Raw genomic sequence first — 12396 nt, forward strand, 5'->3', positions numbered from 1 at the left:
AAATGTTTTTATTTATCCGTTGGTAGTAAAATGCAGATTTTGAGGAAAATGAACAAGAAAGAAATCAAAGCACTGATATCCTTGCTTGATGATGAAGATCATGAAGTGAGTCAGCACGTTGAGGAAAAAATTCTGTCATTGGGGGGGAATGTTATACCTTTTTTGGAGAATGAGTGGGAGGAAAGCTTCAATCCCATTGTGCAGCGGAAAATAGAAGAACTGATCCACGAGCTGCAGCTCAGCATCATGATTGAACGGTTACAGGCCTGGAAAAACGGCGGTGCGCTCGATCTCCTGGAAGGAATGTGGATCATCGCAACTTACCACTATCCCGACCTGTCTATCGAAAAGCTGAAAGCCACAATCGAACAGCTTTATTACGATATCTGGATACAGTTTCAGGAGGAGATGAATGCGGTAGATCAGATCAAACGAATTAATAGTCTGTTTTTTGGGACGATGAATTTTGCGGCTAACACCAAAAATTTTCATTCTCCTTCCAATTCGATGATCAATGTGGTTCTGGAAAGCCGGCGTGGTAACCCGATCACACTTTGCGTGATCTATTTGCTGGTCGCAAGAAAATTGGGATTGCCTGTTTACGGGGTAAATCTTCCTAATCTTTTCGTCCTCACTTATAAAAATGACAATACCCAGTTTTACATCAATGTATTCAACAGGGGTATCATTTTTTCAAAAACGGATATCGACCATTATATCGCGCAACTCAATATTAAATCGAAGGAGATATTTTATCAGCCCTGCACCAACCTTGAAATCGTGCAGCGCGTACTTCGCAATCTGATTTTGTCTTACGAAAAAACGAGTGAGCAGGACAAGATCAGGGAGATCGAGAAGATCCTGAAATCTACGCTCGATGATATGGAGGATAACTAAGTCACAGGGCGATGGCGAGGCAATGCCCGTCAAACCATCTGACATGGATATTTGAGTCGAGAATTAGATCTTCATCTGTGAGTTTCCCGCTCACCATTTCGTTTTCGGCCGGGAAAGGAAATATGAAAATAGATTCTTTGAAGCTGATCTTTTTTTTGCCGTACATTTTATAAAGCGCCTCTTTGGCACACCAGTACACGCTCAGGCGCGAAAGCTCGTTATCAGCGTGTTCAAACTCGCTGACAGAAAGGTATTTATTTGCAGTGCGCTGCAGTTTGGGATCACTTTTTTCCATATCAATTCCTACTGCAGCGACTGGATTGATAGCCACGGCTACATATTCAAATGTGTGCGTGATAGAAATGTGTGAATCGTTGTTTACCAGAAAAGCCTTTCCATGCTGGTCTTTGTGCAAACCCGCATAAGCAATTCCAAATTGCTCGACGAGCGTTTTAATGAGCATTCTGCTGGCCAGCCACTCGCGGATTTTCTGTGGGTGGGAGATGTTGTTCAACTCTTCGGCATTGAACCCGCCGCCAAGGTTTTCACGAAGCTCCGATTCCGTTTCGGTCAGTTTCCATAATAGCAGGGTGCAAGTTTCCCCGATCCTTTCGGAATGAACGAGCGGCATAGTTATTCTGTTTAAATCGGAATGGAGCTGGTTTTTAGCTGGTAGCTATTGGCATTTAGCTTTTAGCTATTGGCTTTTAGTTTAGCTCCATTAGTTATTGGATGGAAATGGTTACAGCTTGAATTGCAAAATAAAGGCTTAATTCTTAAAATAAATTCATGAAGTCAGGCTTCTGCTCTTTCCGAGTTACTTGAAACCCGGAGTTAATTCCAACAACTAATACCTAAAAGCTAAAAGCTAAAAGCTCATAACAATGAACATTCGCAAAATAGATACTTTTTCCGGTCATAGGGACAGTGTTTATACAATTATTTCAGATCATACTACTCACGGATTCTACTCTGCGGGCGGGGACGGGTTTGTAATTCAATGGGACTTAAATAAGCCGGATCTCGGAAAACTGGTAGCCAGGGCCGGGGCTTCGGTATACGCGCTTGCGCTGAACCCTGCAGATAAGTCGCTGTGGATCGGGCAGAACTATGAGGGGATACAGGTCCTGGATACGGTCAATAATAAGATCGAAAAAACATCGAAAATTACCGCTGCGGCGATATTTGATATTAAGATATCAGATAACAATGCATTGATCGCATTAGGCGACGGCGTGATCGTCGTGATGGATCTTGTTACCTTTTCAATTCGTAAGCATATTAAGGTTGCCGCCAAAAGTGTCCGCTCGATCGCGATTAATCCAGTCACCAATGAATTCGCTGCAGGCGACAGCGATTCCAACGTTCATATTTTCGATCTGGATGGATTTACTTTAAAAAAAACGATCACTTCACATGCTAACTCCGTCTTTTCCGTTAAGTATTCACCGGACTACAATCACCTGTTCACAACCGGCCGCGATGCGCACTTGAAAATCTGGGATGTAAATGATGCTTATGGGATCGTGACCGACATCCCCGCGCACATGTATGCGATCAACGACATCGCATTCAGTCCCGACCGGAAATTTTTTGCCACTTGCAGCATGGATAAGTCGGTGAAAGTCTGGGATGCTGCAACGTTCAGACTGAAAAAAATCATCGACCGGGCGCGTCACGCCGGACATGGAACTTCGGTCAATAAACTCCTCTGGACAACCTTTGAAAATCAATTAATATCATGCAGCGACGACCGTATGATTTCGGTCTGGGAAGTAGCAGAATAGCATACTTATAATATGGTATTATTGGTAAATACTTTGAAAAATGACGCATATATCTTTAACTTACACGACTGTTTTTATCTAAGTAACATACTTTGAATGCATCATGAAAATATCCGCGATAGAGATACGCAAGCATACTTTTGAGAAGATTTTCAGAGGTTACGACCCGGACGAAGTTGATGCTTTTCTGAACTCATTGTCTCAGGAATGGGAGCGGTTTTCCAGCGAAAATAGTCTGCTGAAAATGCAGCTTGAATATGCTGAAAAAGAACTTAGTAAGCTTAAAGACATTGAATCAACGCTATTCCGCACATTAAAAGCTGCCGAGGATACCAGTAAGCTTATCGAGAAAGAAGCCAACGAACTCGCAGAAAAACGCATTGAAGAATCGAAAACGACGGCTAATGATCTGGTAACGGAGGCCGAGGCAAGAACCAACCAGATTATACGCGAAACAGAGGATAAATTACGCGAATTCAAGGAGGAGTTTGCATCGGAAGTCAAAAGACAGGAGCGCGACTTTAAAGCCATTGAAAACTTCAGGGATAACCTGGTTGTACAGCTGACTTCGCTGGCTAATAATACGATAGATACAGTGGAGCGTTTTGAACAGAAATACGATAAGGAATCTGTTTTGAACAAGATGGAGGAAATCAAACAACATATTTCCGAAATTGCTATTCCTCAAAAAGGGATTTACCAGGCTCCGCCTAAACCCGTTGAAATGGAAGTCGATCAGGAAGAGGATCACACCGAAGAAGAGGTGAGCGTGATCATGCAGGACGACAAGCCGGATGTTGTGTTTGAGGTAACCCAAGAGCCTGAGGCGGTGGCCAGCGAGCCCGAACCAGAGCCTGTTGCAGCGGTTGAAGATGAAGAAAACGACGTGGTTCCGGCCGCAGATTTTGAGGAAGAAGAATTGAATGCAATTGAGGAGCCCGAACCGGTTAGAGAAGAAGTAGCGTATAACAGACCGAGGGAAACTGCGCGGAGTGCGGCCGATGAGGCGAACGAGGCGCTCGCTGAAATGCATAAGTCAGCAGAAAGAGCGAGGGATACCTCTCCGGCAATTAACAGACCGCGTGAAACTAATCAGCCTAAGAAGACAGGCGGCGGCTCATTCTTCGATCAAATCTAATCCACCTTGGGAACAATCAGCCTGGAAGGACTTGAATTTTTTGCTTACCACGGATATTATCCCGAGGAACAAAGGATTGGCAATAAATATGCGCTCGACATCACGATCACTACCGATTTCTTTAAGGCGGCGCAGGAAGACAAGTTAAGCGAAACGGTGAATTACGAGACAATTTACCAGATCGCCTCGAAAGTAATGAAAGAGCCTGCCAAGTTACTGGAACACATCGGCTTCAATGTAATTGATAAAATAAGGGAGCATTACCCGCTGGTAGCGAATATCAAGGTCCGTGTTTCTAAGTTTAATCCGCCGGTAGGTGGGGTTTGTACGAGGGCCACTATTACGATGGAAGGCTAATTTTGATAAAAAGAGAAACGCGGCTTTCGGCCGCGTTTCTCTTTTTATCGATTGTTAGTATTCGTGCGGAAGCGTCACATTTATCCGCTCGTTCCACGGCAGTCCATGCTGGTTAAGCAGGTCCATGAACGGATCGGGGTTGAGTTCTTCTACATTATAGACACCCGGTTTCATCCATTCTTCATTGGTCAGCATCAGCATGGCTCCGATCATTGCTGGAACTCCGGTTGTATAACTCACAGCCTGTGCACGCACTTCGCGGTAGCATTCAGCATGGTCGCAGTTGTTCCAGACATAATATGTTTTTTCTTCGCCGTTTTCAATTCCCTTGATCTGGCAGCCAATTGAAGTCTGGCCCGAATAATTTTCGCCCAAAGAATCAGGAGCCGGCAATACTGCTTTCAGAAATTCAAGCGGCACGATGTCCATTCCCTGGAATTTGATCGGCTTAATGCTCGTCATTCCTACATTTTCAAGCACATTTAAATGCGTGATGTAAGCTTGTCCGAAAGTCATCCAGAAACGTGCACGTTTAAGGGTAGGAAAGTTTTTTACCAGGGATTCCAGTTCTTCATGGTAAAGCACGTAGCTTTCTTTCGGCCCGATTCCGGGATATTCGATGGGCTTGTGAATAGACATCGCAGGGATCTCAACCCACTCGCCGTTTTCCCAGTAACGCCCCGGCTGAGTGATTTCCCGGATATTGATCTCCGGATTGAAGTTCGTAGCAAATGCTTTTCCGTGGTCGCCTGCGTTGCAATCGATAATATCCAGGTAATGCATTTCATCAAAGTGGTGCTTGTTGGCATAAGCGGTAAAAACCTGCGTCACACCCGGATCGAAGCCGCAACCCAAAACGGCCATTAAACCCGCTTCTTTAAATCTTTCCTGATAAGCCCACTGCCAGCTGTATTCAAATTTGGCAACGTCTTTGGGCTCATAATTGGCTGTATCCAGGTAATGTACGCCGGTTGCCAGACAAGCTTCCATGATCGTCAGATCCTGGTAGGGCAAAGCTACATTGATCAATAGCTTGGGCTGAAAGCGTTTAATCAACAGCACGGTTTCGGCGACGATATCGGCGTCAACCTGCGCAGTCTCAATGGTTACGCCGTGCATTTCCTGGATCTCGGCGGCAATTTTATCGCATTTCGCTTTTGTGCGGCTGGCCAGTAAAATCTCAGTGAAAACCTGGCTGTTCATTGCACATTTGTGCGCTACCACGCTTCCTACACCTCCCGCACCAATTATTAGGACTTTGGACATTTCTATATTTTTAAATTTCCGGCAAAGATAAAATGACAGGCCAGTTTTTCAACTTATTTACCGTTAACCAGCTTCATTACTTTTCCGTCACTGTGATTCAAAAAGTATACCTCCCCGTTTAAATCCTGACCAAAGGAAGAGATTGAACCCTGGTTTTCAAGAATCAAGGTATTTTCCTTTTTCTTATCACCTTCCAATGCAAGTGCCCAGATTTTGCCGCTCACATAGTCGCCGTAAATATATTTACCCGCCAGACTCGCAATAGCTTTCCCGCGGTACACATAACCACCTGTAATAGAGCGGTCGCCGTTGCCCTGTACATAATCATGGATCGGCTCGATCAGGTTTTCGCCTGCACAGTTGGAGGCTGGATTGAAGCAATCGGTACCTTCTTTCAGCCGCCAGCCGTAGTTACCGCCTTTGACGATAATATCAATTTCCTCCCTTTCATTTTGACCCACATCGCCGGCAAACAATCTCGTGTTTTCCATATCAAAACTGATCCGCCATGGATTTCGCAGTCCGTAAGCGTAGATTTCAGGAAGCGCGTTCTGAGCATTTGAAACGAAAGGATTATCAGCAGGAATGCCATAATTTCCTTTGGTAGTGGCATTTACATCTACCCGCAATATTTTACCCAAAAGGCTTTGAAGGTTTTGCGCGTTATTCTGCGGATCGCCGCCGCTGCCGCCGTCACCAGTTGCAATATAGAGCAGACCATCTTTGCCAAACTGCATCGAACCGCCATTGTGATTGCTGTAAGGCTGGTTAAAAGTAAATAATACTACTTCGCTGGCGGGGTCAGCCAGGTTGTTGGTCGGGTTCGCTTTGTACCGGGCGATTACGGTTTTCAATGGATTGCCGGCAGTATAATTGACGAACACGAAACCATTCGTTTTATAATTCGGGTGAAAAGCTAGGCCAAGCAAGCCACGCTCGCCGCCGGAAGTTACTTTGCTCGTGATATCCAGAAAAACGGGTGCGCTGGAAGCATTTGAGGTGTTCTCAAAAGTCCGGATCGTGCCCTCCTGTTCAATCACATAAAAGTGCGAGCTGTCGCCGGGAGCCTGCACGAGTTCGACGGGAGAATCAAATTTGAGAGAAGGAAATGCTTCGGCTGAGGTAATACCGTCGACAGGTATCTCGGGAACTTCGGGTATATCAGTGTCTTTAGAAGAGCACGCAAGAATGAGAAAAGCCAGCGAGAAGCCGTAGGTGAATTGAAGTTTCATAGTTCGTGACGTTGAAGTTTGTTAAGTCAACGTCACGATGAATGCTTTTGTTTTTAAAAACCGCTTTAAATCAAATGCTTCCAGATTATATCGTACACATCAACCGCCTCTATTTCAGTTTTTTCAAGTGGCGAGTCGGTCACGCAGATCGGGAAATATTCTTTCGGAACATTGGGGCTACCGTGCGAGCCTTTTACCAATGTAGCATCAAGTGGAATTACATCCATTAAATATCTGAAACCCATCAGTTTACGCGCCAATTTATATCCTGCGCGCAGCTTGATCAATGGATTTTTCGGGTCCATAAACATCTCAACCGGATCGTAGCCCGGCTTTCTGTGAATATCTACCAGATGTGCGTAATCCGGTGCCTTGGCGTCATCGAGCCAGTAGTAATAGGTAAACCAGCTGTCGGGCCTTGCGACCAATACCAGATCTCCGGCTCGCTCGTGATCGATGTGATATGCTTTTTGCTGCTCCCGGTCCAATACCAGATCTATGCCGGGCGTCTGGCGCAACACCTGGGTAATGCGTTCCTTCACAGATTCGTCATTAAAATAAACGTGCGCAATCTGGTGATCCGCAGTGGCGAATGCTTTTGAAATACCCGCATCCAGCAACTCGTACCACCTTTCAGTCCGCACAGAAATCACACCTTCGTTGCGCAGAATTCTGTTAATATGAATCGGGTTACTAACGGGGTTAATGCCGTATTCAGAAAGTAAAATCACCTTCGCATTCCTCGATTCGTAAAACGTAACCAGTTCTTCCACAACGGTATCGATCTCGCCGAGCTCTTTACTGATTTTTGAAAAATCAGGGCCGAACTTTTGGAGGCAATAGTCTAAATGCGGGAGGTATATGAGTGTAAGTGTGGGATTATGCTTCCGCTCCACCCACATCGAAGAGTCGGCGATCCATTTGGTGGATTTAATATTTGCATTCGGTCCCCAAAAATTGAATAGCGGGAACTGACCAAGTTCTTTTTGCAGTTCGTCGCGCATTTCTGGCGGATATGCGTAACAGTCGGGCGCTTTTACTCCATCGGCATGGTACTGCGGGCGCGGGGTTACGGAAAAGTCAGCGGTTGAATACATATTGTACCACCAGAACATTTTAGCGCAGGTGAAATTTGGGTCTAGCTTTTTCGCCGCGTCCCAAATTTTTTCACCTTTTACCAGCTTGTTGGATTGTTTCCAGAATTTGATCTCTGAATCTTCGCGATCGTACCAGCCGTTACCTACAATTCCGTTTTCAGCCGGCCACTTTCCCGTAATGTACGTACTCTGGGAAGTAGTGGTTACGGCGGGTAAAACGGGCTTAATGGGTGTCAGCGCGCGTTTTTTAACGTATTTGGAAAGAAATGGCGTATGTTCTCCGATCAGATTGACACTCAGCCCGACTATATCTATGACTACTGTTTTATTCATAACTTAAAATTTTCTTCACCCATTCCAGCTCCCGCACAATAGACTCGCCGATGGGTTTCTGCATATCTTCCGGTAAAACGCCCCAGGTGTAGGTTTCAACCTCCATATAACTCGAAAACTGGTTTTCCCGGTGGATGTTGAGGGTTTTGATGATATCGGACTGAGTCGATTCCAGCACGCCGTAATTATTTACAAAAAGCGGAACGTGAAAATGCACGCGCCATTCCTGCTGGTTTTCATCCCAGGCTGCAAGTGCCTCTTTGAGGTCAGGATAGTGATTTTTTGTATGATCGGCATTCCGCGAAACCACCTGGTGCAGATACACCGGCTCGTCAAAAGTCTCGATCGCTTTCAGTTTGATACCAGCGTCACTATTGAAATTGACCTTCAAGGCAGAACTTACCTGAATGCGGCCGACTTTGATACCTACCTTATTCAGCGAATCCAATATCTCCTGCGGGTCTTCGTAGCCGACAGCCGCGTGACAAATGTCATAGCAAAGCTGAATGTGTCGCAAAATTGCGTCGGTAGCTTGCTGGTCCGTATAACCATATTTTGCGCCGAGGTATTCTTCGCCTCTGAGGATTAAAGTTTCTTTATACCATTTTACAAAATCACTGGTATTATCCAGTATTCCGTCCGGCTCCGGCTCAATATCCAGGTGCAGGTATTTCCCTGTTTCCTTTTCGATACTGATCAGTTTATCAAGCAGTTCCAGAATATGCGAAGTGGCGCGCTCGGTTGCTTTTTCCTTGTCGCCTTCGGTTTCCCACCAAAAACGGTAAGAGAGAGGGGGAGTCGAAACTCCTCCGTGCATGCCGTCGGGCAATAGTTGAGCGAGTATCTCAAATAATCTGATTGTATATTCAAGCCGGTCGATCGTAGTCCAATCCGGCGCGTGTACATCGTCTTTTACGACCACATTGTGAAACCCGCCGTAAGGAAATCCATTGATCACGAATACATATATATCGTTTTCAGCAAGCCAGCTTTTGAATACAGCCAAAACCGCGGGTTTACTCAGCTCAATGGAGGCTTCGTTTGCTACCCTTAATCCAAGGCCAAAAGGTTGGTCGGGTGAAAGTTGTTGTTTTATAAATGGCAGGTTTTCACGCAACGACTGAAAGTGGTCGGCCCATTTTTCGCCGGGGTGGATATTACTGCAATAGGTCAGGTGTCCGTAAGGAGTGATCATTATGCGTGGATGATTTTTGAGCTTTCCAGATAATCAACAGATTGTGCGATAATATCGGCGTCGAGCTCGTGTACTTCCACGCCTTTTCCGATTTTTTCCAGCAGCATAATTGTCAACCTGCCGCCCAGGTGCTCTCTGAATTCATGTAAACCATTACGGAGGTTGATCTTATCGTTTTCTGCCAGCTTGCTGTGATATAAGTCAAACCCAAGCTTAGTCAGAACGTCCAGAATACGAGTGAGATCATCTTCCGGCAGCTTGCCGATTTTGACCGCATACACACAGTCCAGGGCAATACCAATAGCAACTGCTTCTCCGTGACGAACTTGAAAATCAGTCAGATATTCCAGTTTGTGCGCCGCCCAGTGCCCAAAATCCAGTGGCCGTGAAGAGCCGAATTCAAACGGATCGCCGCCGGCAATATGGTCTGTGTGCATTTCTGCGCAGCGGTGGATCAGGTAGGCCATCGCTTCTTCATCGCGGCCCGCCAGTGCATCTGCGTGCGCCTCGATCCATTCAAAAAATGCAGTATCCTTGATCAATGCGACTTTGATAGCTTCGGCCAATCCGCCGCGCCAGTCACGGTCGTCGAGTGTTCTTAAAAATGTTAAGTCATTAAATACAGCCACTGGCGGTGCGAACGTGCCAAGGAAATTTTTCTTTCCCTTAAAATTGATACTGTTCTTAACACCAACCCCTGAATCATTTTGGGCCAGTACGGTAGTTGGAATGCGGATCAGCTTGATACCTCTGTGCGAAACCGCGGCTGCGTAACCGACCAGATCCAGCACAGCGCCACCGCCAATCGCGATGATAAATGAATGCCGGTCGATACCGTGTACGTCAACGGCACTTACGAGACGCTCGAACAGGGCAGGGTCGTTTTTACAAGCCTCGCCGCCGGGTACTGTGATGATTTCAGCCGCGAGCTGAATATGCGGTACCGATTGCGCAAAGTACGCGCTGATTTCACCGGAAAGTGACGGATGGAATTTGGCAAAACCTTCGTCTACGATTACCAGCGCCCTCCTCTGAAAGCCCTGCTCGGTATATTGGTCAAAAAAATCTCTGAGTATTGTATTGGCAGGGTCAAATAAATGCTGCGTAAAGAACACAGCATAATTGTATTCTATTTTGAATTGCTGTTGTATGGTTTGCATCGAAAACGGCATGAAATGCAGAATAGGGTTATTTTTAATACTAAGTTACGGCGAAAACCTTCGCCAGCAGCATTGACAATGGTAACAGTGCCAGAACCGCGATTCCCAGCGGCAGTAACCCGAAGGCAACGCACCAGGAGGCATTCATTACGATCAGGGATATTACCCCGGCTTTAACTGCTTTCCCAATCAGCGGGCCGATTGGATTTTGCATGGCATTCCACAGCGGCCGGCCGATCAGCCAGGCGTGCAGCAAAACAAATGGAAGCGTAAATAAATGAGTTCCTTCCCGGCTCGAAATGGTCAGCTGTGCAGCCAGTACAATCGTGTAAAGCAATGCAGCAATGTATAAAGTGCGTTTTTTGCCGCCGTGCACTTCATCCTGACTGATCATTGTGATCGCAAAAATGTAGGCAATAGGCAGCAAAGCGATCCAGGCGTATTTTTCAAAGGATTCGGGCAAAACGCTCATGCCCAATATCAGATTACCGCCGCGGCACATACCCATCACGAGCGGACCAAAAAATCCGTGGTGTTTGGCAATACGATTATATAGTATCGTGAGCATCGCCACGATGATCGCGATCATGCCACTTTGGAAACTAAATAATGCCGCCGCCAGAATACCCAGAAACAGCAGCGAAATACCCAGTAAAGCTGCAGATCTTAAAGGTACCTTCCCGCTTGGAATAGGTCTCTCGGGCCGCTCGATACTATCCAGTTTTGCGTCGAAAACATCATTCATCACCACACCTCCACCGTAAAGTCCGAGCGTGGAAATGACCAGCCAGGCTGGTGAAAAGTCGGAAAATGTAAATTGTGCGATCGCCAGACCGGCCAGTATATCGGCGATGGCTGTCACGAGATTGGCAGGGCGGGTTAGCTGAAGATAAGGTTTGATGGTGCTCACTTTAACGGATCACTAGGGAGTCTTTAACAGGAGCTGGCTGCTGTCCGCCCCTCAAAATGCTGTTTCCGTGGAATTTCGCGCTCTGGTCAATTTCATAACCTCCTTCAAAATCGGTCACATCGATCTGGCCGCTTTTGCCAAATGCATCTATCGCATTCTGGTAAGTTACCAGCCGGATCGTTTCATCGGAAATTCCTTTCATCTTCATCAATGCAGCCGTTTTAGGAATTGCCAGCGGATCTGAAATACCCCAGTCGGCAGCCGAATTAATCATAATGCGTTCAGGCCCATATTGTTCCACTACCTTCACCATTCTTTCATTACCCATTTTTGTAAACGGATAAATCGTAAACGCTGCCCAGAAGCCTTTGTCCAGCACACTCTTCACGGTTTCTTCATTATTATGGTCCACAATCACCCACGAAGGGTCGATACCATGTTCAATCGCGATCGCCATACTGCGCTCTGTACCTTTCTTTTTGTCCCGGTGCGGTGTATGGATCTGGACCGGTAGCTTTGCTTCTTTGGCCAATTCCAGTTGTAGTCTGTAATATTTCTCCTCGGCGGGTGTCTGGTCGTCAAAACCAATTTCACCCACACCCACAACTCCTTCTTTGTATATATATAATGGTAAAATTTCCATTACCTGCTCAGCCAGCGGCTCATTATTGGCTTCCCGGGAGTTGAGGCCCATCGTGCAATAATGTTTGATACCAAACTGCGAAGAGCGGAACCTTTCCCAGCCTACCAGACTGCTGTAATAATCTTTGAAGCTGGAAAGTCCGGTACGCGGCTGGCCCACCCAAAAAGCAGGCTCGATCAGCGCCACAATGCCCGCCTGGTGCATTGCCTGGTAATCGTCGGTAGTGCGCGAAACCATGTGAATATGCGGATCGAAAAATCGCATTCCCTTGATCAGGTCTCGGTAATCGTTCCAGGCTATATCGCGGTGCGCAGCGGCGGTTTCTTCACTTTCTTCAAAGTGGGAAGGGTTTGGCGCGGTTTCGTTTGGGTTTAAGCACAT

12 protein-coding genes are annotated in these 12396 nt (G+C 46.4%); 4 read left to right on the plus strand and 8 right to left on the minus strand.

Features of this window, described 5'->3' with window-relative positions; translation table 11 throughout:
• Nucleotides 1–48: 48 nt before the first annotated feature.
• Nucleotides 49–897, plus strand: a complete 849-nt coding sequence (locus FXO21_RS15635) for a transglutaminase-like domain-containing protein (protein WP_149640948.1) — start codon at nt 49–51, stop codon at nt 895–897.
• Between the two features lies 1 nt (nt 898).
• Here FXO21_RS15635 and FXO21_RS15640 read toward each other — a convergent pair whose 3' ends face one another.
• Nucleotides 899–1528, minus strand: a complete 630-nt coding sequence (locus FXO21_RS15640; RefSeq protein WP_149640949.1) for a 4'-phosphopantetheinyl transferase family protein — start codon at nt 1526–1528, stop codon at nt 899–901.
• A 253-nt stretch (nt 1529–1781) separates the two neighbouring features.
• Here FXO21_RS15640 and FXO21_RS15645 point away from each other — a divergent pair, with 253 nt between their 5' ends.
• From FXO21_RS15645 to folB, 3 genes are all read left to right on the plus strand, one after another.
• Nucleotides 1782–2684 carry a WD40 repeat domain-containing protein gene (locus FXO21_RS15645; RefSeq protein ID WP_149640950.1) on the plus strand — a complete coding sequence of 301 codons (903 nt, stop codon included), beginning with the start codon at nt 1782–1784 and terminating at the stop codon, nt 2682–2684.
• A gap of 103 nt (nt 2685–2787) precedes the next feature.
• Nucleotides 2788–3822, plus strand: a complete 1035-nt coding sequence (locus tag FXO21_RS15650) for a DivIVA domain-containing protein (protein ID WP_149640951.1) — start codon at nt 2788–2790, stop codon at nt 3820–3822.
• 6 nt (nt 3823–3828) lie between these two features.
• On the plus strand, nt 3829–4179 hold the full coding sequence (gene folB, locus FXO21_RS15655) for a dihydroneopterin aldolase (RefSeq protein ID WP_149640952.1): 351 nt from the start codon (nt 3829–3831) through the stop codon (nt 4177–4179).
• 54 nt (nt 4180–4233) lie between these two features.
• On the opposite strand, the gene FXO21_RS15660 is transcribed toward folB, so the two are convergent.
• The 7 genes from FXO21_RS15660 to FXO21_RS15690 all read right to left on the minus strand — a co-directional run bounded on the left by FXO21_RS15660 (nt 4234) and on the right by FXO21_RS15690 (nt 12396).
• Entirely contained in the window at nt 4234–5484 is a 1251-nt protein-coding gene (locus FXO21_RS15660; RefSeq protein ID WP_225865912.1) for a saccharopine dehydrogenase family protein, read from the minus strand.
• 14 nt (nt 5485–5498) lie between these two features.
• Nucleotides 5499–6677 (minus strand): PQQ-dependent sugar dehydrogenase, encoded by a 1179-nt coding sequence (locus tag FXO21_RS15665; RefSeq protein ID WP_149640954.1) that lies wholly within the window; start codon nt 6675–6677, stop codon nt 5499–5501.
• 65 nt (nt 6678–6742) lie between these two features.
• The gene (locus FXO21_RS15670) at nt 6743–8107 is read right to left on the minus strand and encodes an alkaline phosphatase family protein (RefSeq protein ID WP_149640955.1); all 1365 of its coding nucleotides are present in this window, start codon (nt 8105–8107) and stop codon (nt 6743–6745) included.
• Entirely contained in the window at nt 8100–9302 is a 1203-nt protein-coding gene (eboE, locus tag FXO21_RS15675) for a metabolite traffic protein EboE (RefSeq protein WP_149640956.1), read from the minus strand. Before eboE ends, FXO21_RS15670 begins: the two co-directional genes overlap by 8 nt.
• Entirely contained in the window at nt 9302–10462 is a 1161-nt protein-coding gene (locus FXO21_RS15680; RefSeq protein ID WP_149640957.1) for a 3-dehydroquinate synthase, read from the minus strand. Before FXO21_RS15680 ends, eboE begins: the two co-directional genes overlap by 1 nt.
• Nucleotides 10463–10502: 40 nt before the next feature.
• A complete protein-coding gene (gene eboC, locus FXO21_RS15685; RefSeq protein ID WP_149640958.1) occupies nt 10503–11372 on the minus strand; it encodes a UbiA-like protein EboC in 870 nt (289 codons plus the stop codon).
• Between the two features lies 1 nt (nt 11373).
• Entirely contained in the window at nt 11374–12396 is a 1023-nt protein-coding gene (locus FXO21_RS15690) for a TatD family hydrolase (RefSeq protein WP_149640959.1), read from the minus strand.

The sequence above is a fragment of the Dyadobacter sp. UC 10 genome, assembly GCF_008369915.1.
Lineage (GTDB): Bacteria > Bacteroidota > Bacteroidia > Cytophagales > Spirosomataceae > Dyadobacter.